Consider the following 24,658-nt stretch of genomic DNA (forward strand, 5'->3'; position numbering starts at 1 on the left):
CGCCGGAATGGCCGCCTCGCCGAGGAACTGGCAGACCTGACCGGTAGAAGTCCGGCCGCAGGACCTTGACGCCGAGGTGGAGGCCACGAAGCGCGGCGTACCGCGCGCTGCGGGACGACCACTGCTTTCCTGTCGATTGGGCGTCCGCGACCTCGTCTTCCACGGGCAGGAGGGCGTAGACCTCACCCTTGCTGAACCGGCGGATCATCGCGGCGATGTTGTAGTCCCGCAACGACGCTCCGACGAAGAGCGTCAACCCGCCTCCGGTCACTCGTTAGGTCAGGTAGTCCCGCCAGAGACTTTCCCTGTCCCACTTGATGTACTCGCGCTCGGAAAAGACCACGGACCGAGCGGATCCGGTTCGCGGGATGAACCCGTGAAGGTGGGATATGGGTATCCCGGACGCCAAACCGTCGTCATCCGAGTCCCAGTTGGTGTAGACCTCGATGCCGTTCCGTTGCAGATCGCTGAACGTCACGTCGTGGTTGGCGATCTGCTCGAGCACGTCGTCGTAGTTGGTGGTGAGGATGTGGACGTCGCAGTCGGCCAGGCGCTTGGCCACCGCAAGCCGAAGGACGTACACCGCCAGGGAGTCTTGCGGAATCGCTTCGTGATCCGGGGCTCGGCCGGCGTACAGGATGTGGGCGATGTCCTCGTTCCGCTGATCCGTGGCGCGCGCGGCAAACCGTTCTTCATAGAGGGCATCGACGATCGAGGCGGCCGGCATCTGGTGGAAGAAGTCCACGGCCTGGTGGACGGTGGCACGACACTCCTGATCATTTCGATAACTTCGTGAGCCTGCGCGCACCGGCGATCTAGCGAAGGGAGCCTGCGGTGTGCAGAAGAAACGTAACGGGTGCCTTTGTGTCCACTTCAAGGCACCATTTTGCCCAGTTGTTCGAGTGGACCGGGAGTGGCGGGCCGCTCGGGCCGGCCCACCACTCCGCGAAGGCGGTCAGCTCAGCGGGTTCACCAGCAGCAGCTCGGTGTTGTGGTCCTCCGCCGCGCCGACGCGGCCCAGGTTGGTGTGGATGTCGTTGTAGGACAGTTCCCGGTACAGCGACGCAAGCGCTTGCGGTGTCCGGCTGTCGTAGTCCGCCGCGTAGGGGGCTTCGGCTTCGATCAACGTTGTGAACAGCGACAACGTGCCGTCGGCGTTGTCCGCTACCTCGACGATCCTGGCGTGCTGGGGGAAGTCGACGTGGGACGCCGTGTTGATCTCCCAGAAGCCCTGCTGGGGCGTGTTGCCCGCGTGCGGGGTGATCTTGTTGAGGTGCGTGTGGCCGTTGACCCAGGCCAGGACGTTCGGGAAGCGCTTGAGCAGCGCGACGAACGCGTCGCCGTTCAGCCGGGGGTCCAGCAGGTGGCGGGAGTCCGGCAGCAGGTTGGTCATCGTGCCGCTGGTGTGGTGGCTGAACAGGATGAACAGCTCGTCGGTGACGGCGTGGGTGACCTTGCGGCCGAAGAAGTCGTAGTACGTCGAGCTGTTGCGCTTCAGGGTCGACTCGACCCAGGAGTACTGCGCCAGCCCGATCGAGCCGTCGGCGAAGCCGGCGTCGGTGGTCGTGTCGAGGCTGATGCCGGTGACGCCGGGGGCGATGCGGAACGTGTAGTAGACGTTCTGGCCGTCGGCGTTGGCGCTGGTGAAGCCGTGGCCGGCCGGGCCGGGGCCGGTGTTGGCGGCGTCGAGGTGGGCGCGGACGAACTCGCCGGTGCTGAACGGGCGGCGCCGCGCGTCCGGCGTGACCTCGCGGATGGTGCCGCTGCCGCCGAACAGTTCCGCGACCGGGACGCCGGAGCCGCTCTTGATCGCGTCGGCGAGCTTCTTCGACGTGGTCTCGTCCTTGCCGATGACCTTGTACTTCCCGGTGTACCAGGCGTCGATGCCCGGGATCTGCGCCGGCAGCGAGCCGACGATGCTGTCGTCGTGGTTGCCGAAGGTGCAGAACCACGGGACGTCCAGGCCGGGCGCGGTGAACGGCTTCAAGGCCGCTTCGAGCAGGCCGGGAAGCTGCGGAAAGCCCTTCGCCGAGTACTTGTCGCCCACGCCGGGGATCGACGGGTTCCAGTACTCGTCGTTGCCCGAGCTCTGGACGCCTTCGTACGCGCCGGCGTCGCCCGAGTTGGGGGTGACGCTGCCGCCGTTGAGGACCTTGAGGAACCAGTCGAGCTCGATCAGCTCGTGGTTGTCGGTGTTGTCGCCGGTGGTGACCATCAGGTCGAACGGCCGCCCGGTGAACGGACCCTGCCGGACGCTGTTGACGCGTTCGACGAGTGCGCTGGTCGCGACGGTGCCCAGCGCCTCCTGCGGCCGGTGCGCCGAGCCGATGAAGGGGTGCAGGTACTCGAACCGCGCCGGGCTTTCGGTGTCGGTGATGTGCAGGTCGGTGAACTGGACGAAGGAGCTCAGCGCGCGGCGCCGGTCGTCGCGGCCGCTCTTCGGGGTGGCGAGGTCGCTGCGCACGACGAGCGGCCACCCGGGGCCGGCGGACAGGCGCGAGTAGGTCGCGGTGCCGCCGCCGGTGGCGACCTGTTCGAGGGTGGTGCCGGACGTGGTGAGCGAGCGGGTGCTCGTGAGCCGCAGGGCGCGGTCGAGGGCGTTCGCGGCGGGCGTGCAGAGCAGGAGCCCGAGACCGGCGGCGCCCGCGGTGGTGAAGGCGCGCCGGGTGAGTTCGGCCATGGTTGTTCGCTCCCCAGTCTTCTCGGCTGATCGGCACAGTGCCGGCTTCGGGTGGACGCGGGGTGAACGTGAAAAACATTCACCGTGACAGTTGAGTTCACCCTGTCACAGGGGTCGGGGTGGGGTGTACCGCCGAAGGTTGTGGTCATTTCCTCCGCTGCGAGAGGCCGTCGAGGATCACCTCGGTGCCGAGGGCGAAGAGGTCGTCGGCGGAGAGCCCGGTGAACCCGAGGGTGCGCGCGTTCGGGTAGTCCTTCAGGTTTTCCAAAAAGGCTTTCGCGGCTTCGGGGTCCGGCTTCTCCGGTCGTTCGACCGACGCGAGGACGTGCGCGGCGAGCAGCCGGGCGATGCCTGCGGTGTCCTCCGGGGTGAAGCCGGCTTCCAGCAGGATCCGCGCGGTCCGCTCGATGTGGGCGAGCCGGTTCGGCCCGGGCGGGCGCTCCCGCAGCAGGGTCGCGGCGTCGCGGTGCTTCAGCAGGAGGGCGCGGAACTGGTGCAGGCCCTGTTCGAGCTGGTGCCGCCAGTCCTGGGTCTCGTCGATCTCGAACGCGTCTTCGCAGACGGCTTCGGCGAGCAGGTCGAGGAGCTGCGCCTTGTCCTTGACGTGCCAGTAGAGCGTCGGCGAGCTGACGCCGAGCCGCGCGGCGAGCCGTCGGGTGCTCAGCTCGGCGAGCCCGACCTCGTCGAGGAGCGCGAGGGCGGCTTCGGTGATCTGACGGCGATCGAGAGGCACGCGGCGGACTCTATCAGCGATAGAGGCGCTTCCCTATCGCTGATAGAGAGGTGCCCTCTATCGGTGATAGAGAGATCGTCCCTATCAGTGATAGAGTGGTCTCTATCACTGATAGGGGGAGCGAGGATGCGCTGGTGGATTGCGGGGTGCTCGCTGGTCTTCGCGATCGGCACGGCACTGCAGAACTTCGTGGTGATCGACGCCGAACTGGTCGCCCACGCGGCCGCGTTGGCCGGGACGCCGGCGTCCGGCGGCTTCCTGACCGGCCTGCGCCTGGTCGGCGACGTCTACCTGGCCGGCAACCTGCTGGGGCTGCTGGCGCTGACCGGCCGGGCGTGGGTGGTCTGGCTGGTCCTGGCGGTGAACGCCACCCAGGCGGCGGGCGTGGTCGCGATCCCGTCCTCGGTCTGGCGCGCCACGCTGGACCTGTACGGCTGGGCCGGCCTGCTGCCGTCCGTGATCACCGACGGCGGGGCACTGGTGCTCACGCTCGCCCTGCTCTGGTGGCGGTTCAGCCCTTCAGCCCGGACTCCGCCACCCCGCGCACCAGGTACCGCTGCAGGAACGCGAACAGCAGCACGATCGGCAGGATCGACACCGCCGCCGCCAGGAACAGCAGGTTCAGCTGCGGGTTCTGCGCCGTCAGCAACCCCGACAGCGCCACCTGGACCGTCCACGAATCCGGGGACTGCGCGATGATCAGCGGCCACAGGAACGCGTTCCAGCTGCCGATCACCGTGATGACCGCGATCGCCGCGAAGAACCCGCGGGAGTTCGGCACCACGATCCGCCAGAACACGCCCCAGCGGCCGAGCCCGTCCACCCGCCCGGCCTCCTCCAGCTCGCGCGGGAAGTCGAGGAAGTACTGCCGGAACAGGAACACGCTGAACGCGCTGAACAACCCCGGGATCACCAGCCCGCGAAAATCGGACAGCCAGCCCAGCGACGAGACCACCACGAAACTCGGCACGAACGTCACCGACGTCGGGATCATCAGCGTCGCCAGCACGGCGTAGAACACGAACCGCGAGTGCCGGTACGGGATCCGGGCCAGGCCGTAGCCGGCCAGCGAGCAGACCACCAGCAACCCGGAAGTCTGCAACGTCGAAACCACCAGTGAGTTCAGCAGGCTGCGCGCGAACGGCACGTCCGAAAGGGAGAACAGCCGCGAGAAGTTCTCCCAGTGCAGCGTGGCCGGGAAGAACGTCCACTCCGGAGACGTGATGTCCGCCCGCGACGCCAGGCCGTTGCGCACGAGCAGGTAAAACGGCAGCAGGAACACCACCGCCGCCACCACCAGGCACGTCCACCGCAGGACCGCCTTCACGACGGACGTCCGAAGCGGAACACCCGGCCCTGCAGCAAAGTCACCAGCGCGATGAGCAACGCCAGGATCACCGCACCCGCGCTGCCGCGGCCCAGGTCCTGGCCACCCGAACCCAGCGAGGTGTAGTACAGGTACACCAGCGGCGGCCGCGCGAACGGCGGGTAGCCGCGTGCGTCGCCCATGATGTTGTAGAACTCGTCGAACGCCTGGTATGCGTTGATCAGGTTCAGCAGCAGCACCGCCACGGCCGTCGCGCGCAGCTGCGGCAGCGTGATGTACCGGAACACCTGCCAGCCCGGCTTCGCGCCGTCGAGCCACGCCGCTTCGTACAGCTGGGCCGGGATCCGCTGCAGCGCCGCGATGAACAGGATCATGTAGAACCCCAGCTGCAGCCACAGCCGCGCGGTCACCAGGACCACCCAGTACAGCGGCGGCTCGACGGTTCCGGTCCAGGCCACCGGGTCGGCGCCGAACAACCCCAGCACGGTGTTCGCCAGGCCGTACCGGACACCCGAGAACAGGGACGTCTTCCAGACCAGCGACGCCACGACGTACGAGCACGCGAACGGCAGGAAGAACACCGACCGGAAGAACGCCCGCGCGAACCGCAGCTGGTGGACGCCGAGGGCCAGGGCCAGCGACAGCACGAACGTCAGCGGCACGATGAACAGCGCGAACACGCTGAACGTGCCCAGGCTCGACAGGAACGGCTCGTCGGTGAGCATGTGCGCGTAGTTGTCCAGCCCGACGAACTCGGTCGGCGTCACCGTGTTGCGCGCGTCGAAGAACGACAGGTACGCGCTCCAGCCGATCGGCAGGTACGCGAAGATCGCCAGCCCGATCAGGAACGGCCCGACGAACAGCCAGAACGCGCGCGCATCGCGCCGTTTCATCCGAAAAGGCGCTTCAGCTCGGCGCGAGCCACCTCGACCGCCGTCTTGGTCTGGGCCACCGGGTCCGCGCCCTCCTTCGCGATCTTCGCGGCCGCGTCGGACAACGCCGTGTTCGCCTGCTGTGTCCACACCGGACCGCCGACGAGGTGGCTGTTCTCCTTGACGAACCGGGCCGCGTCGGCGGCCGGGCCCGACCGCAGGTTCTCCGCGCGGCCGACCAGGCTCTGGCGGGCCGGGACGTGGAACCCGAACTTCGTCGCGAACTCCAGCTGGTCCTGGGTCTGGTCGACCCACAGCCACTTCACGAACGCCTTGGCCTCGGCCACGTGCTCGCTCTTGGCGTTCACCATCGCGCCGTACGCCCCGACCGGCACCGACGGCGCGCCGCTGCCGTCCAGTTTGGGGAACGGCAGGACGCCGAAGTCGTCGTCGAACGCCTGCCGGATCTTCGGCACGTTCCACAGCCCGGTCCACTGCATCGCGGTCAGGCCGTCGACGAACGCGCCCGGGTCCGACCAGTCCGCCGGCGCGCCGAGCAGCAGGGAACCGTTGGCGTTCAGCGTGTGCAGCTTCGCCAGCGCCGTCGCCGCGCGCGGGTCGTCGAAGCCGACCTCGCGGTTGTCGTTCTTCAGGTAGTCGAGCCCGGCCGACCACAGCAGCGGGCCGGTGAGCACGCCGACACCGCCGTCGTTGCCCGCGAAGAAGCCCTTGACGCCGTCCTTCGTCAGCTTCGCGGCCGCGTCGATCAGCTCGTCGACCGTCTGCGGCGGCTGCACGCCCGCCGCCTGCAGCAGGCTCTTGCGGTAGAAGAGCACCTGCGTGTCGGTGGCCTGCGGGATGCCGTAGACCTTGCCCTCGACGGTCTGCGCGGCCAGCACGGCCGGGCTGAAGTCACCCTTCACCGGCGCGATCACGTCGTCGAGCGCGACGACCTGGTTCTGCCGCACCCAGTCGATCTTGACCTGGGCCTCGAAGACGTCCGGCACCTTGCTGTTCTGCAGCGCGGTGACGATCTTCGAGTCGTAGTCGCCCGGGTTCCACTGCACGTTCACGGTCGCGCCGGGGTAGCTCGCCGCGTACTTCTTGACGGCGTCCTGGACGCCGTCCTCGCCGTACGCGTGGTACCACTGCTGGAGCGTGACCTTCGGGGCGTCCGACGGCGGCGGGCCCGCCGAGTACGCCGTCGAGGGCGGCGCCTCGCCCTGCCGCCCGGTGTTCGACCCGCATGCCGTCGCCAGCGCGCCCACGCCCGCGAGCGCCAGAAAACTCCGCCTGTTCCGCTGCATCCCCAGAACCCCTCCGACGTGCTCCGAAGACCACCATGAGTCCGCCCATGCCCCCACCGCCGCCCTCGACGGAGGCGCTGACGCGCCACGGTGCTGACCTAGGTTCCCCCATGGTGGTCTTCCCAAGCGTGAAGACTCGCCGGAGATTTACCCGTTAGAGCTGGGCGATGTCGAGCTTTCCCTCGGAGTAGGACGCGCGGATCCGCTTCTTGTCGAACTTGCCGACGCTCGTTTTGGGGACTTCGTCCACGAACGTCCAGTTCTCCGGCAGCTGCCACTTCGCGACCTTGTCGCTGAGGTAGTCCCGCAGCTCCTCCGGCGTGACGTGCTGGCCCTCCTTGAGCACGACGGCGACCAGCGGCCGCTCGTCCCACTTCTCGTCGGGGATGCCGACGACCGCGGCTTCGGCGACCGCCGGGTGGCCCATCACCTGGTTCTCCAGGTCGACCGAGGAGATCCACTCGCCGCCGGACTTGATGACGTCCTTGGCGCGGTCGGTCAGCGTCAGGTAGCCGTCGGCGCTGATCTTGCCGACGTCGCCGGTGCGCAGCCAGCCGTCGTGGAACTTGTCCGGGTCGACCTGCGAGCCGCCGTAGTAGGAGCCGGCGATCCACGGGCCCTGGACCTCGAGCTCGCCGACGGCCTCGTCGTCCCACGGCAGCGCCTCGCCGGAGTCGCCGATCAGCCGGGCCCGCACGGACGCCGGGAACCGGCCCTGCGTGTAGCGGTAGCGCCAGGCCTCGTCGCCGGTCGCGCCGGCGGGCGGCCGGGCCACGCTGCCCAGCGGCGACGTCTCCGTCATGCCCCAGGCGTGCAGGATCGAGACGTGGTGGCGCTCCTCGAACGCGTTCATCAGCGACGGCGGCACCGCCGACCCGCCGACCACGACTTCACGCAGGTGGGAGATGTCCTGCGGGTTCGTCTCCAGGTGGGCGAGCAGGCCCTGCCAGACGGTCGGGACCGCGCCGGCGAACGTCGGCTTCTCGGCGGCCAGCATGGCCGAGATCGGCGCCGGCTGGAGAAAGCGGTCCGGCATCAGCAGCGACGCGCCGACCATCAACGCCGCGTACGGCAGGCCCCACGCCATCGCGTGGAACATCGGCACGATGGCCAGGGCCTTGTCGCTCTGCGCGAGGTTCATGCTGTCGCTCATGCAGACCTGCATCGAGTGCAGCCAGATCGACCGGTGCGAGTAGGCGACGCCCTTGGGGTCACCGGTCGTGCCCGAGGTGTAACACATCGCGGCAGCCGAGCGTTCGTCGACGTCGGGCCAGTCGAAGGTGTCCGGCTGGGCGGCCAGCAGCTCCGCGTAGGCGTGGACCTGGACGCCGTCGGGGGCCTGCAGCGCGGCGGCGTCGCCGTTGGCCACGATGACGTGCCGGACGGTCTTGAACTCCGGCAGCTGCTTCGCCAGCAGCGGGACGAGGGTGCCGTCGACGATGACGACGTGGTCCTCGGCGTGGTTGGCGACGAACGTCAGCTGCTCCGGGAACAGCCGGATGTTCAGCGTGTGCAGCACGGCGCCCATCGCCGGAACGGCCAGGTAGGCGGCCATGTGCTCGGCGTTGTTCCACATGAACGTGCCGACGCGCTGGTCGCCTGTCACGCCCAGGCCGCGGAGCGCGTTCGCGAGCCGGGCGGCGTGCCGGCCGAGGTCGCCGTAGGTCTCCCGGCGCCCTTCTGAACCGGTCCAGGTGATGACTTCGCTCGCCGAGTGCACCGACGTGCCGTGGCGGAGCAGGTTCGCCAGCGACAGCTGACCGTCCTGCATGGTGCTCAACATGGTCGCTCCCGGGGGTCGTTCGCCGGTGGGCTGGGGGTTGCGCCGACTCTAATGCGGATCGGGTGAAGCGGGCATGGTCAACAACGGCTCCGTTCGGTCACGGTCGTAGCGCGATCGGGCGACGGTGCCGACGAAGATCAAGATCATCAATTTTTCGGGTTTTCCTTGCAGGCAGGGAAATGTGCGCGAGAACAGGCGGTAGCGGAGGCTTCACTTCCGGGTGAGAAGGGCCACGCGGGCCGCTTCTTGGGAGCGTTTCCGCAGGCCGGAGCGGGTTGCCCGGTATCACCTCCAGGGGTAATAAGTGCGTGTCGGTTGCACGGCCACGAAGCGGGTGGCGTTTACTGGGCCCCGTGGCAAGAGACGGCTGAGCAGCGCTTGCAGGAGCAAGCACTCACAAAAGCTGTCGGCCGCGAAAGCGGAGACCTGAGAGGAAAGGACACTACGTTGGCTCTGCCTACGTTGACTCCGGAGCAGCGCGCCGAGGCCCTGGCCAAGGCCGCCGAGGCTCGCAAGGCGCGTTCGGAGCTGCTCGCGTCGATCAAGTCCGGCCAGGAGAGCATCGAGAAGGTGCTCAAGCAGGCCAAGGAGAACAAGACCATCGGGAAGACGAAGGTCACCCAGCTGCTGAAGGCCGTCCCCGGCCTCGGCGCGGTGAAGGTCGCCGCCCTGCTCGAGCAGGCCGGCATCGACCCGGACCGGCGTGCGGCCGGCCTGGGCGAGCGCCAGCGCGAGGCGCTCATCGACGCGCTCAAGTAGCGCGTCACCAGGAGCTGACCGCGAGGGGAGTGTCGCTGGCGACACTTCCCTCGCGGATCTCCGGCGGCCTGGGACCCTGGGTCCTGTGAGTTCACCCGACCCGGCGACCCCGGCACCCGACCTCGCCGCCCGCTACCAGCGTGGCGACTTCCTGTTCACGACGGCCCAGCGCGCACTCCTCGCGCAGGGCGCGATCCGGACCGTCACCGAGACGGACCCGCGGCGGCTCGCCTCGGCGATCCCCGGCGTCCTGGCCGGGACCGGCGCCCCGCTGGCCGTCGGCGTCCTGCCGTTCGACACCGGGCCCGACACGAAGGTGCCGGGCCACCTCGTCGTGCCGCGGACCGTCCACCGCGCCTCGGGAGCACCCTCCCTGTCGCGGGAAACCCTCCCCGCGCCGGTGCGGGTGCGTGCGGTGCCTTCGCCGGCGCTGCACATGGAGTCCGTGCGCTCGGCGGTTTCCCTCTTGGCCGCCCGTGACCTGCGGAAAGCGGTCTTGGCCCGTGCGCTCGACCTCGAGTTCGACGCGCCGGTGCCGACCGAGAGCATCGTGCGGAACCTGGCCGTCGGCAATCCCCGGCACTTCACGTACGCGGCCGAGCTGCCCGGCGGCCGGTCGCTCGTCGGCGCCACGCCCGAGCTGCTGCTGCGCCGCACCGGCCGGACGGTGTTCTCGTCACCGCACGCGGGTTCGATGCCGCGCTCGGCCGACCCGGTCGCCGACCGCGCGAACGGCGAGGCGCTGCGGACGTCCCGCAAGGACCAGCTCGAGCACGCGGTGGTGATCGACTACCTCGTCGAGGCGCTGCGGCCGTTCTGCCGCACGCTGGCCGTCCCGGCGGGCCCGGAGCTGGTCACCACGCCGGCGATCTGGCACCTGCGCACGCCGATCACCGGCGAGCTGGCGGACCCGGACATCACGGCCCTGGACCTGGCGGCGGCCCTGCACCCGACCCCGGCGATCTGCGGCACCCCGACCGACGGCGCGCGCGAGCTGGTCAAGGAGCTGGAGCCGTTCGACCGCGACTACTACGCGGGAGCGGTCGGCTGGGTCGACGCGGCGGGCGACGGCGAGTGGGCGGTGGCGATCCGCTGCGCGGAGATCGCCACGACGTCGATGCGGCTGTACGCGGGCGGCGGGATCGTGGCGGCGTCGGACCCGCAGGCGGAACTGGACGAGACGACGGCGAAGTTCCGCACGCTGCTGACGGCGATGGGGCTGGAGGACAGCGTCTAGGGGACCCAGTGCTCCTCGGTGACCGACAGCTCTTCGGTGGTCAGCACCGCGATGGCCGCGCGGTAGCCGTCCGCGGCCTTCAGGTCCACCAGGCTGGTCGTCGCCGGGTCCAGGGCCGGGTCGCCCGAGGACACCAGAGCGGCCGGCTCGTCGTAGCGGGAGAACGTGATGCTCTGCAGCGGGATGCGCAGGCCCTTGCCGGTGGCCTTCATCACCGCTTCCTTGCGGGTCCAGTAGACGAAGAAGGCCGCGGCCTTCTCCGTCGCGTCCAGGCCGGCCAGGTGCGCCGCCTCCGCCGGGCTCAGTGCGTACTCGATCAGGCCGTCGTCGGCGCGGCGGTTGGCCGTCTCGACGTCGAGGCCCACCGGGACCGACGGGGTGGCCGCCACGCCGATCAGGTCGCCCGAGTGGGAGATCGACAGCGTCAGGTCGGCGCCCGGGATGCGGGGGCGGCCGTGCGGCTTGCCGCAGTCTTCGCAGGTCGCGTCGAACTCCACCGTCTCGAGCGCCAGGCCGAGCCGCTCGGCCGCGACCGTCTTCGCCAGGACGCGGCCGGTGAGGAACCGCCGCTTGTCCGCCTCCTGCCGGTAGGCCTCGAACCGGCCCTGTTCGACGTCGTCGAGCAGGCGCAGGAAGCGATCTTCGGCGGGCAACGGCGACGACCAGCGGACCTCGATCTCCATCACACCCCCGATCCTCCCGGGCCCGGCAGCCGTTGTCACGGATCCGGGCTCAGGTCAGGGGGTCTCACTACAGCCGCCGCGGCGTGGACGGGATGCGCGGCAGGGGGTCGAGGGAACGGCCGTAGCCGCCGTGGCCGTGGCGGCGGGGCGCGGGTTGCCCGGGCCGGGCGTCGACGTGGTGTTCTTCGCGCAGCTGGTTCTCGGTGAGGTCCCCGGTCTCGATGGTGTTCTCCTCCTCGTGGTTGTCGTAGGCGAGATCTGCGACGGGCTGGGTGCGCGCGTTCGTGCCCGCGGTGTCGTGGCGGGCGTGGATCAGTTCGTGGCCGACGCGCACGAAGTCGGGGACGTTCAACGATGCGCCGTGGGCGTCCAGGACGTGCACCTCGCTCCACGCCGGGTCGAGCGTGATCAGCACGTCCGAGCCGGTGTGCGGATCGTGCGCGCCGGCCTGGTCGAAAGCGTGCGTTTCGCCGCCGTCCTGGAGCAGGGCGACGGCCTCGGACGGCTCGATCCGCACCCGGTGCGGTCCGGCGGCCAGCCCGACGACCAGCCGGCGGCCGTGCCGGCGGGACATCAGGGCGGCGAGCGCGGCGAGGACGCGTTCGCGGAAGCCGGGGTAGGTGCGGCCCAACGTCTGGGTGTCCGAGATGGTCAGCGGCGACTGGCCGGAGGTGATCGCGGACCACGCCCGGGTGGCTGCGTCGAGGTCGGCGCGGGTGATCCGGTCTTCGCCGGGCGCGTCGTGATCGACGACCACGAACCGGCCGAACGGGGTCGTGACGCGGCGGCCGGGAGCCCGGGCGGGCGCGCTCTGGCGCTGTACCAGGAGCCCGGTCAGCGCGTGGTTGCCCGCCTGGCGCTGCAGGGCGAGCGCGGAACCCGCGGTCAGGGCGGCCCGCGGGTCGAAGTGGGCGGTGGGAGCCCGCGTGGGCGTCACGGGGCCGGGAACACGCGTCTCGTGCTCGCCGACGTGCGGTGCCTTCGCCACCGGGCCACGGTAACCCCGGCGCGGCCGGGCGTCCTGCCCCCGGAGGCCGGCTTCCGGGCGGTTGCGCCTGCCCTCGGAGGCCGTCCTTGCGCCTGCGTGCCGTGTGCCGCACTATGGGAGTAAGCAAGCGCTTAGCCAGTGGCAGTGTTGGTTGGAGGAGCAGCTCACCCATGGACTTTTCACTCAGCACCGAAGAACGCGAAGTGCGCGACTGGGTCCGCACGTTCGTCCAGCGGGAGCTGGTCCCGCTGGAGCAGGAAGTCCTCCGCCGCGAGCGCGCGCACCAGCCCGGCCTGACCGGCGAGGAGCTCAAGGACCTCCAGCTCAAGGCGAAGGACTCCGGCTTCTGGGGCGTGCTGACCCCGGAGGAGTACGGCGGCATGGGCCTGTCCGCCGTGATGGCCGCGCTGCTGGAGGCCGAGCTCGGCCGGACCTTCGTGCCCTTCCGCTTCGGGGGCGCCGCCGACAACATCCTGTTCCACGCCAACGAGGAGCAGAAGCAGACCTACCTGCTGCCGACCATCTCGGGCGAGCGCAAGTCCTGCTTCGCGATCACCGAGCCCGGTGCCGGGTCGGACGCGAAGGCCATCCGGACCACCGCCCGCAAGGACGGCACCGACTGGATCATCAACGGCGAGAAGACCTTCATCACCGGCGGCAACGAGGCCGACTTCACCATGGTCTTCGCCATCACCGACCCGGAGAAGGGCGCCAACGGCGGCGTCACGTGCTTCCTCGTCGATCGCGAAGCCGGCTGGAAGTCCGAGTACATCGACACCATGGGCGAGTGGGGCCCGGCGTCGCTGATCTTCCAGGACGTGCGCGTTCCGGAGACGCAGATCCTCGGCGAGGAGGGCCGCGGCTTCGAGCTCGCCATGCAGTGGATCGGCCAGGGCCGGTACCTGCTGCCCGCCCGCGCGATCGGCTCGTGCGAGCGGCTGATCACGATGGCCATCGAGCACGCCAACACCCGCGAGACGTTCGGGCAGAAGATTGCCGAGCGGCAGGCCATCCAGTGGATGATCGCCGACTCGGGGGTCGAGCTCGAGGCGCTGCGGTGGCTGGTGCTGCACGCGGCCTGGCAGGTCGACCAGGGCGTGGATTCGCGGCACGCGCAGTCGATGGCGAAGCTGTACGGCGGCCAGAAGGCCAACGAAATCGTCGACCGCGTCCTGCAGATCCACGGCGGCATGGGCTACACGCGGGAGCTGCCGGTCGAGCGGTGGTACCGCGAACTGCGGCTGCTGCGCATCTACGAAGGCACCGACGAGATCCAGCGCCGGACGATCGCGCGCAACCTGCTCAAGGGGCACGTGAAGGTCGGCGGGACGCTGGGCTGAGGGGTCCCGGAACGCGAGAAACCGTCAGGGCCGCCTTCCGGCGGCCCTGACGGCGCTTCACTCTGCTTACTTCTTGTTGCGAATGGCGATCGGGACGCCCGCGAGGTCCTCTTCGTTGCAAAGGAGCTTCACGTCGTAGTACGGCGAACCCTGGCGGTCGTCGTAGTCGAGGTGGATGGCCAGCACGTCGAGTGGCTCGCCGAGCCACTCCTGGGCCTGCCGTAGCCAGGCGGAGCACCGTTCCAGGGCGGTGGGGAGATCGTCATCGCGGAACTCGACGGGGCGATAGGGGACATCCTGCACCTGATCGCGGGGGTGTGCCGGCGCCGGGAGGCCCGGCGCGAGACCCGAGTCGTCCAGTTCCAGTTGGATCGTTTCCTCAGTCACCCTTCGAGCGTCCCCCACGCACGCCGTCTGGGCAAGGCGTACACAGGTAAAAGCGCCGCTAAACGGACACTCCCCACTCTTTCGCGACGATTTCCCGGCACCGCCGCAAGTCGGTGACACCCGGCACCGACGTGCACCCCAGCGCCCTCGACGCCAGCTCCGCGTAGTGCTCCGCCAGCTCGTCCAGCGCCAGCGGGCCACGTGGCGAATACCACCTCGCGACGCCGCTGCACATCTCCAGCAGCGCCAGCCTGGTCACCGCGGGGTGTGCCACCCGGAACACCCCGGCCGCCACGCCTTCGTCGATCGCCGCCGCCCACAGCCGCTCGTAGGCGTCCCGCAGGGCCACCACCGGTTCGCGCGCGGCCGGGGACAGGACGTCGACTTCGTTGTCCACCACCCGGGTTTCCGCCGGCCCGACCGCGTGCGCGAGGACGTGCAGCACGACCAGCGTCCGCAGCCGGTGCACCGGGTCGCCGCCGCCCGCGGTCGCCTCACGGGCCGCGTCGAGCAGCCGGTTCAGCGCGGTGTGCATGATCTCCGCGAGCAGATCCTCCTTGGTGCCCATGTAGTGGTACAGGCTGGCCGAGGAGAGTTCCGCCTCCTGCGCCAGATCCCGGATGCCGGTGCCGTGGAAGCCCTTGGTGGCGAACAGCTTCACCGCGGCGGCGCGCACCCGCTCCCGGCTGCTCAGAGCCATGCCTGCACCTTCGCGTCCCAGGACCCGGCGCGCGGGTCGGCGACCTTGCGCAGCTCGCCCTTGGCCACCCGCTCCGACGGCGTCATCGGCAGCGCGTCGGCGAACGCCCAGAACCGCGGAACCTTGAAGTAGGCCAGTTTCCCGGCGCAGAACGCGGACAGCCCGGCGGGGTCCGGCCGGTCGCCGTCGCACACGACGTACGCCTTGACCTCCTCGCCGCGCAGCTCGTCGGGCACCGCGACGACGGCCGCCAGCCGCACCGCCGGGTGCAGCAGCAGCGCGCGCTCGACCTCGTCGGCCGAGATGTTCTCGCCGCTGCGGCGGATCATGTCCTTCGTGCGGCCGACGTAGTAGACGCGCCCGGCAGTGTCCATCCGGGCCAGGTCGCCGGTGTGGAACCAGCCGTTTCCGAACGCCTTCGCCGTCGCGCCGGGATCGTCGTGGTAGCCGAGCATCAGCCCGATCCCGCGGATCAGCAGCTGCCCGGTTTCCCCGCGGGGCACCGGCTTCCCGTCGTCACCGGCGATCAGCACCTCGCGGTCGCGGCTGGGCCGCCCGATGCAGCCGGTGCCGACGGTCTCGTCGTGGTCGGCCGGGGTCATCCGGATGTCGCCGCCGGTCTCGGTCATCCCGAACGCCTCGAACCACGGCACGCCCCAGCGTGCCTCCAGCTCGGCGTGCAGGTCGGGCGGGACGGCCGACGCGCAGATCGCCCGGACGCGGTGGTCGCGGTCGGTTTCGCCCGGTTCCTGGCGCAGCAGCAGCGCCGGCATCAGGCCGAGGCAGTAGAACCAGGTGACACCGTGTTCGCGCACCTTCGCCCAGAACGTGCTGGGGTGAAACCGGTCCAGCACGACGAGGGTGGCGCCGCCGGCGAGTCCCAACGCGACGTTCCACTGTGGATCGATGTAGTGGAACGGCTGCGCGGTCAGGATGACGTCGTCTTCGCCGACGGCGGGGAAGTCGGTGGCCAGGCTCACGGCGAGCGTCGTCCAGTAGCGGTTCGGCAGGACGCAGCCCTTGGGCGCGCCGGTCGTGCCGGAGGTGTACTGGATGTTGACCGGCGTCTCCGGCACCGGCACGAAAGCGGCACTTTCACGTGGAAGTGCCGCCCCCAGGTCGGCACTTCCACGTGAAAGTGCCGCTGGGGTGATGACCTCGGTGAGGCCGATGCGGCCGAGGAGGGCGGTGAACTCCGGAGCGGCCACGACCAGTTTCGCGCCGGAGTGGCGGAGGACGTGGGCGCCGTCGAACTCCTGGTAGTTCGTGTTGACCGGCACGAGCTGCGCGCCGATCTTCGCCAGCGCCAGCCAGATCAGGGGGAACGCGGGCACGTTCCGCAGCATCACCGCGACCCGGTCGCCCGGGCCGATGCCGCGTTCGGCCAGGGCGGCGGCGATGCTCGAACTTTCGCGGTCGACCTCGGCGAAGGTGAAGTGCTGGTCGTACTCGTCGAACACCCAGGCCGTGCGGTCCGGCCACAGCGCGGCGGCCCGCGTGACGAGCTGCGCGAGGGTTCCGATCTCGGCGAGGGGCGTCACGCCCGGCTCCGGAAGGCCTCGGTGGACGCGGCGACGGCGGCCGAGTGCTCGGTGATCAGGGCGTGGCTGACCTCGAGTTCGAGGGCGGGCTCGACGTCGATCGGGGTGTCGAGAACGCGCTTGGCCATCGCCGCGGCGGCCGGCGGGTGCTCCGCGATCCGCTTCGCCCAGGCCAGCGCTTCGGCCTGGAGCCGCTCGGCGGGCACGGCGGCGTTGACCATGCCCAGCTCGGCCGCCTTCCGGCCGTCGAAGCGCTCGCCGAGCAGCAGGAGCTCCTTCGCCTTGAGCGGGCCGACCAGCAGCGGGAGCAGCCGCGACGCCGCGCCGGTGACGCTCAGGCCGAGCGAGACCTCGGGGAACGCGAAGACGGCGTCCTCGGCGGCCAGGATCAGGTCGCAGCCGAGCGCGAACTCCGCGCCGGCGCCGATCGCGTAGCCGTGCACCGCGGCGATCACCGGCTGGCGCAGCCCGCGCAGCCGCCGCGTGACGTCCTGGAGCCGGTCCAGCCGCGTCCGCGAGTCACCCGCGGGGGTGGGTTCCTTGAGGTCGTGGCCGGCGCAGAAGGCGCGCCCGTTCCCGGACAGCACGACGACCCGGGCGTCGCTGCGCGCGGCCGCGTCCAGGGCGGTGAGGAAGTCGTCGACCAGGACGGCGGCGACCGCGTTCAGCCGCTCGGGCCGGTTGAGCCGGATCTGCGCGATGCCGTCCTCGACGGCGAACTCCACGGTGGGCATGGGGCGATGCTAGACGTTCGATCGATCGATCGATAGCCTCTGAATGTTGCCGCGGCGCGAAGCGCCTCCGTTGAGGGTGGCGGCGGGGAGGAAGGCGGAAATGCGGGTCGATACGGTCTACGAGAACGCCACGGTGTGGACGGGCAGGGGCCTCACCAGCGCACTTGCCGTGCTGCACGGCCGGGTCGTCGCGCTGGGGGAGGACGCCCTGGCGCTCTCGGCGCGCTCGCGGGTCGACCTCGCCGGCGGGTTCGTCGTGCCCGGCTTCCACGACGCCCACAACCACATGGCGTGGTTCGGCATGGGCCTCGACGACGTCCCGCTCGGCGGCTGCCGCAGCGTCGAGGAGGTCTACGCCGCCGTCGCCGCCCGGGCCGCGACGCTGCCGGCCGGGAGCTGGGTGGTCGGCAGCGGGTACGACCAGAACAAGCTCGCCGGCGGGCACCCGGACCGCCACGGCCTCGACCGCGCCGCGCCGGGGATGCTCGTGCGGCTGAAGCACACGTCCGGGCACATGACCGTGGTCAACTCGGCCGTGCTCGACCAGCTCGACCTCGCCCACGTGCCGGTCGGCGGCGACGTCGTGCTGGACGCGGACGGCTCGCCGACCGGCCTGCTGCGCGAGCAGGCCCAGCTGCTGCTGCGGCCGCTGACGTACCCGACGCCGGTCGACCGGGTCGTCCGCGGGCTCGGGCGGGCGTCCGAGCGGTACCTGGCCGAGGGCATCACCAGCGTCCAGGAAGCCGGGATCGGCGGCGGCCTGGTCGGCGAGACGCCCGCCGAGCTGGCCGCCTACCAGGAGGCGCGCGACCGCGGCGTGCTGCGCGTGCGCAGCACGGTGATGGTCGCCGCGAGCGTGCTCCACGACCTGCCCGACGACGCCGGCTTCGGCCTCGACCTCGGCCTGCGCACCGGCCTCGGCGACGAGTGGCTGCGCGTCGGCCCGATGAAGTTGTTCGCCGACGGTTCCCTGGTCGGGCGCACCTGCGCGATGCACGACCCGTTCGACGGCGAGCCGGGCAACCGCGGCTACTTCCAGGTGCCCGAGGACGAACTCGCGCGCACGATCCGCCGTGCGCACGACGCCGGCTGGCAGATCGCGACGCACGCGATCGGCGACCGCGCGATCACCGTCGTCCTCGACGCCTACGAAGCCGCGTTGGCCGCTTCGCCGCGCACGGACCACCGGCACCGCATCGAGCACTGCGCGGTGTTGCAGCCTGCGGAGCTGACGCGGCTCGCGTCGCTCGGGCTCATCCCGTCGCCGCAAGGCCGGTTCGTCAACGAACTGGGCGACGGCATGCGCGCCGCGCTCGGCGAGGCTCGCGTGCCCTGGTGCTACCGGCTGCGGAGCGTCCTCGACGCGGGTTGCGTGCTCCCCGCGTCCTCGGACCGGCCGGTCGTGAACGGCGCGCCGCTGCTCGCCCTGGCCGACATGGTGCGTCGGCGCACGGCGTCAGGCGCCCCCTTCGCACTCGAAGAGGCGTTGACGCCGGAGCAGGCGTTGCGCGCGTACACGTACGGCTCGGCGTATGCGACCTTCGCCGAGCGTGACCTGGGCACGCTCGAGCCCGGCAAGATCGCCGACTTCGCCGTGTTGTCCGGGTCGCCCTTGGACGAGTCCGCTGTGGACGACCTCGCTTCCGGGGAACTGGGCGTGCAAGGGACCGCCGTCGGCGGTGAACTGCGTTATCAAGCGTGATGACTCACCTCCCCACGAACTCGAGTGCTTCCTCCGCCAGTGCGGACCACGGTTGCGGCGACCCGGCGGCCAGGGCCAGCCACTCCTTCATCGGGGTGCCCTTGTTCGCGTCGAACCGCACCCCGTGCCCGCCTTCGACCAGTTCGTCGACCCTCACCCGGGGCAGCTTCAGCACCAGCTGCCCGCGGACGAACATCGCGAAGATCCGGCCGTTCGCCCGCAGTGCTGTGCGCCCGAAGCCGCCGGTCGCGCCGGGTGGCGTGATGCCCGGGCGTCCGGTGAACTCGTCGACCAGGTCCTCGAACCGTTGCTCTGGTGACATCGACCACCTCCGAGACCGACCGTAACGACCACCACCGACAAAAAGGGAGGCGAGATGCCCGTCCGCGACGCCGTCTTCGAAGACATCGAGGAAATCTGCGCGCTCATCGAGGAGCACGCCGTCTACGAGGACAACCACGACCTGAAGCTGGACCGCGCCGAGCTGAGCGGTCACCTGTTCGGGCCGGACCCGAAGGCGTGGGTGCTGATCGCGACCCCGCCCGGCGAGCCCGCCGTGGTGGCCGGCTTCGCCTTCTGCAGCTGGAACTTCTCCACCTGGGAAGCCCGGCCGGGGATCTGGCTGGACGACCTGTTCGTGCGCCCGGCGCACCGCCGCCACGGCCTCGGCGGCGAGCTGCTCGACGAGCTGCGCAACCGCACGACCGGGCGCGTCGAGTGGGACATGCAGGAGGGCAACGAAAAGGGCCAGGCGTTCTACGCCCAGCTCGGCGCCGAGCCGGTCCCGGGCTGGATCCGCTACCGCTGGCGGCCGTGAACTTTCACGAGAAAGAACCCGGCCCCGTATCGTATGCGGTATGGGAGATGGTTCGGTCCGGAGGTCCTCGTCGGTCGAGGACTACGTCCGGGTGATCTACGGCCTGGTCGAGCGGGGTGAGGCGGTCACCAACACGTCGCTCGCCGGCCGGCTGGAGGTCAGCCCGTCCTCGGCGTCGGGGATGGTCACGAAGCTGTCCCAGCTGGGCCTGGTCACCCACGTGCCGTACCGCGGCATCGAGCTGACCGCCGACGGCCGCCTCCTGGCGCGCTCGGTGCTCCGCCGGCACCGGCTGATCGAGACGTACCTGGTGTCGGAGCTCGGCTACACGTGGGACGAGGTCCACGCGGAGGCGGACGCGCTGGAGCACGCGGTGTCGGACAGGCTGGTCGAGCGCATCGCCGCCAAGCTGGGCAACCCGGTCCGCGACCCCCACGGCGACCCGATCCCGGCCCCGGACGGCAGCGTGGAGGAGCTCCCGGTCCGCATCCTGGACGACCTCCAGCCGGGCGCGGTGGGCGAGATCGTCCGGGTCTGGGACACGGACCCGGAGCTGCTGCGGTACCTGACGGAACACGCGATCAATCTGGGCGAACGCATCGAGGTCGTGGAGCGCCAGCCGTTCGGGGGCCCGATGGTGGTGAAGGTGGGCTCGCCGCCCGACGCGGCTACGCACGCCATCGGCAAGGAGATCGCGCAGGCGTTGTCGGTCACCCTGCGCTGACCCGGTTCCCGCGCGCCCACCACCGCCTACCGCTACCCGCACGAAGCCATCACCGCCCCCACCCCGACCTGCACCAGGTCCTGGCACAACGCCGGGCTGCCGGCGACACCCCACCTCGTCCTCACCCGCCACCAACACCACGGCCGCTACTGAGAAGCCCCCAATGTGGCGTTGGGTGCGTCCTGCGCACCCAATGTGGCGTTGGGTGCGTCCAGCGCACCCAATGTGGCGTTGGGTGCGTCCAGCGCACCCAACGTGGCGTTCGGTGCGTCAGACGCAACCAACGCCACATTGGGGCGCTTGGGGCGCTCGGGACGGCGAGAGGCGTACGCGCGGGTGACGTCATGAAGCGGATGTGGTGACCACTCCCCGCCCGCGACCATGGCCCGCATGAAACCCTTCCGCTTCGGCATCGTCGCCGGTTACTCGCCCGATCTCACCTCGTGGACCGCCCAGGCCGAGCGAATCGAGAAGCTCGGCTTCGACACCCTGCTCGCCACCGATCCCGTCGGCACCGCCGATCCCTTCGTGCTGCTCGGGGCCGCCGCCGCGGTGACCCTCGACCTCACCGTCGGCACCTTCGTGCTCGCCGATCCCTTCCGCGACGCCGAAGCGCTCGACTGGCAGGTGCAGACCCTGCACCAGCAGACCCGCGGCCGGTTCGAGCTCGGGCTGGGTGCCGGGCGGCCCGGGGCCGATGCGCACGCGAAGAGCCTGGGCCGGGAGTTCCCCGCACCGGGTGAGCGCATCACACGGATGGCCGCCACCATCGAACACCTCAAGCGGCACGCCGACCGGCCGCGGTTGGTGCTTGCCGGCGGGGGGCCGAAAATGCTGGCGCTCGCCGCGCAAGAAGCCGACACCGTCACCTTCGGCTGGGCGCCTCGGACGACCGAAGCCGAGGCGGAGTCCATTGTGGATCGATTCCGGAACCTCGCCGGGGCGCGGTTGCCGGAGGTCGAGCTCGGCCTGAACCTGATGGCCGTCGGCACCGAACCGTCGCCCGCGATCGCGCGGTGGGCCGGGGCCGACGTGCCCGAACTCGCCGCCGCCGGTGCCGTCACCGTGCTGCCCGAGGATCCCGGCCACGCCACGGAAACCCTTCTCCGGTGGCGGGAACGGTGGGGGATTTCCTACGTCACGATCCACTCCGGCTACGCGGAACCGTTCGCGGCGATCGCCGACGAGGTGCGCAAGGCAGGTGGGTGAGGGCCCTTCCGATCTTGCGGAGCTGCGCCTACGCTCCAACTTTCGGCAATCGGGAGTGCTTCGGAGCGTTGTGATGACCGGTCAGCGAACACGCACCATCGACCGGGGGGAACAGGCGGAGCTGAGCCGGCTGCTGGCGGCCGGACCGTTCGACGTGGCCCTGCGGGCGGCGATCCGGGCCCGCGGCCTCGGCCTCGAGCGGATCCGCTATCGCTTGCGCGGCAGGGGAACCACGGTCAGCCTGGCCACCCTCAGCCACTGGCAGTCGGGACGGTGCCGGCCCGAGCGGCCGGAATCGTTGGAGGCCCTGCGAAACCTCGAGGACATCCTGAACGTGCCGGACGGCTCGCTCAGCAGGCTCCTCGGCCCACCACGGGCGAGAACGCGGTTCCACGCGCTCAACTGAGCGACGATTAGGCTCGCGGCATGCGAGCTGTCGTGATGGAGGAGTTCTGCGTCCCGCCCGTCGTGCGGGACGTGCCGGAACCGGTGGCCGCGCCGGGTGGTGTCGTGATCGAGGTCGACGCCACCGGCGTCTGCCGCAGCGACTGGCACACCTGGCAGGGTCACGACACCGCCGTCACGCTGCCGCACGTCGCCGGGCACGAGCTCGCCGGGCGGATCGTCGCGCTCGGCGACGGCGTCCGCGGCTGGGAGCTCGGCGCGCGCGTCACCGTGCCCTTCGTCTGCGCCTGCGGCACCTGCGCCCAGTGCGCCCGCGGTGACCAGCAGCTCTGCGACCGCGAGTTCCAGCCCGGGGCCACGCACTGGGGTTCCTTCGCCGAGCGCGTCGCCATCGAGCACGCCGAGACGAACCTGGTCGCGCTGCCGGACTCGCTCGGCGCCGCCGAGGCCGCCGCGCTCGGCTGCCGGTTCGGCACCGCGTTCCGCGCGGTGCTGCGGCAGGGGCGGGTCACCGCGGGGCAGTGGGTTTCGGTGTACGGCTGCGGCGGTGTGGGGATCTCGGCGGTGCTGCTGGCCGTCGCGGCGGGCGCCGAGGTCGTCGCCGTCGACGTCTCCCCGGCGGCCCTCCGGCTGGCCGCGAAGTCCGGTGCTGCCCTCACCGTCGACTCCTCGGCGTTCGACGGCCCGGAAGCCGTCGCCGCGCACGTCCGCGAGCTGACCGGTGGCGGCACGCACGTCTCGCTCGACTGCCTCGGCTCGCCGTCGACCTGCGCGGCGTCGGTGGGCAGCCTCCGCAAGCGCGGCCGGCACGTCCAGGCCGGGCTGATGCCGCCCGCGCAGGGCGTCGCGCCGCTCCCGATGCACCGGGTCGTCGGCGGCGAGCTCGAACTGGTCGGGATCCACGGCCTGCAGGCCCACGAGTACCCGGAGCTGCTGCGGGTCGTCGAGACGGCGGGGATCGACCTCGCCGCGCTGATCGGACGGCGGATCGGGCTCGACGACGTACCGGCCGCGCTGGCCGCGATGACCGACCCCGTGCCGACGCGCGCGGGCGTGACCGTCGTCACGTTCCGCAACTGATCGGCGGCACCGCGGTCAAGTGACCCGTTTGTAGCTGATCCACGCTGGCGTTGTGACATTCAGGTGTGGGAACGTCTATTTCATGGTGGCCCAACGCGAGGGGATTCGGCCGCAGGAGGCGCCCGCTGGACCATTCGGGCGGCTCCTGCGGCTGTTCACCAGCGAGGGTGTGACGTTCCGCGGTCACCGTGTCGTGCCTTCGGCGGTCACCCAGCGTGTGCGACGGGAGTCTCCGGCACAATCGAGGTGATGGACGCCCTCCTGCCGCGCCCGCGCGCCGAGATCGCGCCCGGCGCCGTGCACATCCCCGACTGGCTCGGTTTCGACGAGCAGCGCGACCTCGTCGCGGCCTGCCGCGGCTGGTCCGGCTACCGCCACACCCGGCTGCCGAACGGCGGGGTGATGTCGGTGAAGTCGGTCTGCCTCGGCTGGCACTGGTACCCGTACGGCTACTCGCGCACGACCGGCGAAGGCACCCCGGTCCTGCCGTTCCCGGACTGGCTCGGCGACCTCGGCCGCCGTGCGCTGGCGGACGCGTACGGCGAGCCGGCCGGGGCGTACGCGCCGGACATCGCGCTGGTCAACTTCTACGACGCCGCCGCGAAGATGGGGCTGCACCAGGACAAGGACGAGCGCAGCCTGGAACCGGTGGTCTCGATCAGCCTCGGCGACGCGTGCGTGTTCCGCTTCGGCAACACCGAAACCCGCGGCCGGCCGTACACCGACGTCGAACTCCGTTCCGGGGACGTGTTCGTCTTCGGCGGCCCGTCCCGGCTCGCCTACCACGGTGTCCCGAAAACCCGGCCCGGCACGGCGGACCCGGCGCTGGGCCTGACCGGCCGGCTGAACATCACGCTCCGGGTGTCCGGCCTCTAGTCCGTTGTGGACTCCTCGTCCGGGACGACAGGCTCAGGTCGTGGCTCGTCTTGAACGCGCCGAGCTTGAGCATCGCTTCGCGCTCGTCCGGCGCCAGCTCGAGGCCGGGCGGGGTGTGGAGGTCCTTCGGCCGCGACTTCCACCAGCGCTCGCGGCCGTCCCCGCGGTCTTCCACCTCCTCGATCGGCTCCAGGTCGGCGAGCCGGCGGAGGTGGTAGCTGGTCGTCCCGGTGCTCTCGCCGAGGGCCTTCGCGACGCTCGTCGAGTTCGCTTCGCCGTGTTTGCCCAGGTAACTGAGGATGTCCCGGCGCACGGGGTTGGCGAGGGCCTTGTAGAAGGCCTCGCATGAAGAAGCTGTTCTGGGCGGCGGGGCTGGCCCTGCTGCCGTGGATCGCGGTACTGGGCGTGACGCTGCCGGACGTCGTGGCGGCGCGGCACTGGCGGCTGGCCTGGACCGGCTTCGACGCGGCCGAGGCGGTGGGCCTGCTGGCCACGGCCTGGCTGCACGGCCGCGGCGAGCCGCGCACACCGTTCGCGGCGACCGCCACGGCGACCCTGCTGCTCGCCGACGCGTGGTTCGACGTCGTGACAGCCGGCGACGGCGTGGTGTTTTCGCTGCTCATGGCCGGGCTGGGGGTACCACTGGCGCCGGCCTGCCTGTCGGTGGCCGTACCGCCACCTGGCTCGCCCCCGGCCCGGCCTGGGCGGCGTGGCTCGCCATCGGGCTCACCAACGTCGGCGGGCTGGTCGTCGTGAGTGGCAAAGCGGGTTGGC

The 24,658-nt window shown here is 70.7% G+C and carries 27 protein-coding genes; 11 read left to right on the top strand and 16 right to left on the bottom strand.

Annotated elements, in window-relative coordinates; translation table 11 throughout:
* Positions 1 to 274: 274 nt before the first annotated feature.
* The 8 genes from C2L59_RS43250 to C2L59_RS43285 all read right to left on the bottom strand — a co-directional run bounded on the left by C2L59_RS43250 (position 275) and on the right by C2L59_RS43285 (position 8,702).
* Positions 275 to 745 (bottom strand): SIR2 family protein, encoded by a 471-nt coding sequence (locus C2L59_RS43250; RefSeq protein ID WP_103355382.1) that lies wholly within the window; start codon positions 743 to 745, stop codon positions 275 to 277.
* A gap of 210 nt (positions 746 to 955) precedes the next feature.
* Positions 956 to 2,680 (bottom strand): TIGR03767 family metallophosphoesterase, encoded by a 1,725-nt coding sequence (locus C2L59_RS43255; protein ID WP_103355383.1) that lies wholly within the window; start codon positions 2,678 to 2,680, stop codon positions 956 to 958.
* A 145-nt stretch (positions 2,681 to 2,825) separates the two neighbouring features.
* Positions 2,826 to 3,413, bottom strand: coding sequence for a TetR/AcrR family transcriptional regulator C-terminal domain-containing protein (locus tag C2L59_RS43260; RefSeq protein ID WP_103355384.1), 588 nt, complete (start codon positions 3,411 to 3,413; stop codon positions 2,826 to 2,828).
* A 287-nt stretch (positions 3,414 to 3,700) separates the two neighbouring features.
* Positions 3,701 to 3,901, bottom strand: coding sequence for a hypothetical protein (locus C2L59_RS47265; protein WP_146060512.1), 201 nt, complete (start codon positions 3,899 to 3,901; stop codon positions 3,701 to 3,703).
* Between the two features lie 23 nt (positions 3,902 to 3,924).
* Positions 3,925 to 4,707, bottom strand: coding sequence for a carbohydrate ABC transporter permease (locus tag C2L59_RS43270; protein ID WP_103355466.1), 783 nt, complete (start codon positions 4,705 to 4,707; stop codon positions 3,925 to 3,927).
* A gap of 29 nt (positions 4,708 to 4,736) precedes the next feature.
* Entirely contained in the window at positions 4,737 to 5,633 is an 897-nt protein-coding gene (locus tag C2L59_RS43275) for a carbohydrate ABC transporter permease (RefSeq protein ID WP_103355385.1), read from the bottom strand.
* Positions 5,630 to 6,919, bottom strand: coding sequence for an ABC transporter substrate-binding protein (locus C2L59_RS43280; RefSeq protein ID WP_103355386.1), 1,290 nt, complete (start codon positions 6,917 to 6,919; stop codon positions 5,630 to 5,632). Before C2L59_RS43280 ends, C2L59_RS43275 begins: the two co-directional genes overlap by 4 nt.
* A 154-nt stretch (positions 6,920 to 7,073) precedes the next feature.
* Positions 7,074 to 8,702, bottom strand: coding sequence for a long-chain fatty acid--CoA ligase (locus C2L59_RS43285; RefSeq protein ID WP_103355387.1), 1,629 nt, complete (start codon positions 8,700 to 8,702; stop codon positions 7,074 to 7,076).
* Between the two features lie 447 nt (positions 8,703 to 9,149).
* Here C2L59_RS43285 and mihF point away from each other — a divergent pair, with 447 nt between their 5' ends.
* Positions 9,150 to 9,461, top strand: coding sequence for an integration host factor, actinobacterial type (gene mihF, locus C2L59_RS43290; protein ID WP_167344432.1), 312 nt, complete (start codon positions 9,150 to 9,152; stop codon positions 9,459 to 9,461).
* A gap of 85 nt (positions 9,462 to 9,546) precedes the next feature.
* A complete protein-coding gene (locus C2L59_RS43295) occupies positions 9,547 to 10,698 on the top strand; it encodes an isochorismate synthase (RefSeq protein ID WP_103355388.1) in 1,152 nt (383 codons plus the stop codon).
* Here C2L59_RS43295 and C2L59_RS43300 read toward each other — a convergent pair.
* Positions 10,695 to 11,381 carry a 4'-phosphopantetheinyl transferase superfamily protein gene (locus C2L59_RS43300; protein WP_199199687.1) on the bottom strand — a complete coding sequence of 229 codons (687 nt, stop codon included), beginning with the start codon at positions 11,379 to 11,381 and terminating at the stop codon, positions 10,695 to 10,697. The genes C2L59_RS43295 and C2L59_RS43300 overlap by 4 nt on opposite strands.
* Positions 11,382 to 11,448: 67 nt before the next feature.
* Complete coding sequence (locus C2L59_RS43305; protein ID WP_103355390.1) at positions 11,449 to 12,369, bottom strand: M91 family zinc metallopeptidase; 921 nt, start codon at positions 12,367 to 12,369, stop codon at positions 11,449 to 11,451.
* Positions 12,370 to 12,539: 170 nt separating this feature from the next.
* On the opposite strand from C2L59_RS43305, the gene C2L59_RS43310 reads away from it, so the two are divergent.
* On the top strand, positions 12,540 to 13,709 hold the full coding sequence (locus tag C2L59_RS43310; protein WP_103355391.1) for an acyl-CoA dehydrogenase family protein: 1,170 nt from the start codon (positions 12,540 to 12,542) through the stop codon (positions 13,707 to 13,709).
* A gap of 66 nt (positions 13,710 to 13,775) precedes the next feature.
* Here the strand turns inward: C2L59_RS43310 and C2L59_RS43315 are convergent, their stop codons facing one another.
* The 4 genes from C2L59_RS43315 to C2L59_RS43330 are packed head-to-tail and all read right to left on the bottom strand — an operon-like array spanning position 13,776 to position 17,071.
* Entirely contained in the window at positions 13,776 to 14,096 is a 321-nt protein-coding gene (locus tag C2L59_RS43315) for a hypothetical protein (RefSeq protein WP_086839577.1), read from the bottom strand.
* A 58-nt stretch (positions 14,097 to 14,154) separates the two neighbouring features.
* Positions 14,155 to 14,790, bottom strand: a complete 636-nt coding sequence (locus C2L59_RS43320; RefSeq protein ID WP_103355468.1) for a TetR/AcrR family transcriptional regulator — start codon at positions 14,788 to 14,790, stop codon at positions 14,155 to 14,157.
* A complete protein-coding gene (locus C2L59_RS43325) occupies positions 14,787 to 16,337 on the bottom strand; it encodes an ATP-dependent acyl-CoA ligase (RefSeq protein ID WP_103355392.1) in 1,551 nt (516 codons plus the stop codon). The genes C2L59_RS43320 and C2L59_RS43325 overlap by 4 nt, the downstream gene beginning before the upstream one ends.
* The gene (locus C2L59_RS43330) at positions 16,334 to 17,071 is read right to left on the bottom strand and encodes an enoyl-CoA hydratase/isomerase family protein (protein ID WP_103355393.1); all 738 of its coding nucleotides are present in this window, start codon (positions 17,069 to 17,071) and stop codon (positions 16,334 to 16,336) included. The genes C2L59_RS43325 and C2L59_RS43330 overlap by 4 nt, the downstream gene beginning before the upstream one ends.
* A gap of 100 nt (positions 17,072 to 17,171) precedes the next feature.
* Here C2L59_RS43330 and C2L59_RS43335 point away from each other — a divergent pair, with 100 nt between their 5' ends.
* Positions 17,172 to 18,773, top strand: coding sequence for an amidohydrolase (locus tag C2L59_RS43335; RefSeq protein WP_103355394.1), 1,602 nt, complete (start codon positions 17,172 to 17,174; stop codon positions 18,771 to 18,773).
* 4 nt (positions 18,774 to 18,777) lie between these two features.
* On the opposite strand, the gene C2L59_RS48375 is transcribed toward C2L59_RS43335, so the two are convergent.
* Positions 18,778 to 19,095 (bottom strand): hypothetical protein, encoded by a 318-nt coding sequence (locus C2L59_RS48375; RefSeq protein ID WP_199199689.1) that lies wholly within the window; start codon positions 19,093 to 19,095, stop codon positions 18,778 to 18,780.
* Positions 19,096 to 19,149: 54 nt separating this feature from the next.
* Here C2L59_RS48375 and C2L59_RS43345 point away from each other — a divergent pair, with 54 nt between their 5' ends.
* The 6 genes from C2L59_RS43345 to C2L59_RS43375 all read left to right on the top strand — a co-directional run bounded on the left by C2L59_RS43345 (position 19,150) and on the right by C2L59_RS43375 (position 23,884).
* Positions 19,150 to 19,590, top strand: a complete 441-nt coding sequence (locus C2L59_RS43345; protein ID WP_103355395.1) for a GNAT family N-acetyltransferase — start codon at positions 19,150 to 19,152, stop codon at positions 19,588 to 19,590.
* Positions 19,591 to 19,630: 40 nt separating this feature from the next.
* Positions 19,631 to 20,314 (top strand): metal-dependent transcriptional regulator, encoded by a 684-nt coding sequence (locus tag C2L59_RS43350; protein ID WP_033261556.1) that lies wholly within the window; start codon positions 19,631 to 19,633, stop codon positions 20,312 to 20,314.
* Between the two features lie 390 nt (positions 20,315 to 20,704).
* Positions 20,705 to 21,523 carry an LLM class flavin-dependent oxidoreductase gene (locus C2L59_RS43360; protein ID WP_103355470.1) on the top strand — a complete coding sequence of 273 codons (819 nt, stop codon included), beginning with the start codon at positions 20,705 to 20,707 and terminating at the stop codon, positions 21,521 to 21,523.
* Positions 21,524 to 21,596: 73 nt separating this feature from the next.
* Positions 21,597 to 21,929: a transcriptional regulator gene (locus C2L59_RS43365; protein WP_199199691.1), complete on the top strand. Its 333-nt coding sequence runs from the start codon at positions 21,597 to 21,599 to the stop codon at positions 21,927 to 21,929.
* A 20-nt stretch (positions 21,930 to 21,949) separates the two neighbouring features.
* On the top strand, positions 21,950 to 23,008 hold the full coding sequence (locus C2L59_RS43370; protein WP_103355398.1) for an alcohol dehydrogenase catalytic domain-containing protein: 1,059 nt from the start codon (positions 21,950 to 21,952) through the stop codon (positions 23,006 to 23,008).
* Between the two features lie 249 nt (positions 23,009 to 23,257).
* Positions 23,258 to 23,884 carry an alpha-ketoglutarate-dependent dioxygenase AlkB gene (locus C2L59_RS43375; protein WP_199199693.1) on the top strand — a complete coding sequence of 209 codons (627 nt, stop codon included), beginning with the start codon at positions 23,258 to 23,260 and terminating at the stop codon, positions 23,882 to 23,884.
* Here C2L59_RS43375 and C2L59_RS43380 read toward each other — a convergent pair.
* The gene (locus C2L59_RS43380) at positions 23,859 to 24,197 is read right to left on the bottom strand and encodes a winged helix-turn-helix domain-containing protein (protein ID WP_103355400.1); all 339 of its coding nucleotides are present in this window, start codon (positions 24,195 to 24,197) and stop codon (positions 23,859 to 23,861) included. The genes C2L59_RS43375 and C2L59_RS43380 overlap by 26 nt on opposite strands.
* Before the next feature lie 32 nt (positions 24,198 to 24,229).
* On the opposite strand from C2L59_RS43380, the gene C2L59_RS43385 reads away from it, so the two are divergent.
* A complete protein-coding gene (locus C2L59_RS43385) occupies positions 24,230 to 24,640 on the top strand; it encodes a hypothetical protein (RefSeq protein ID WP_233224010.1) in 411 nt (136 codons plus the stop codon).
* The last annotated feature ends 18 nt before the right edge of the window (positions 24,641 to 24,658 follow it).

The sequence above is a fragment of the Amycolatopsis sp. CA-128772 genome (genome assembly GCF_002904295.1).
Taxonomy (GTDB): domain Bacteria; phylum Actinomycetota; class Actinomycetes; order Mycobacteriales; family Pseudonocardiaceae; genus Amycolatopsis.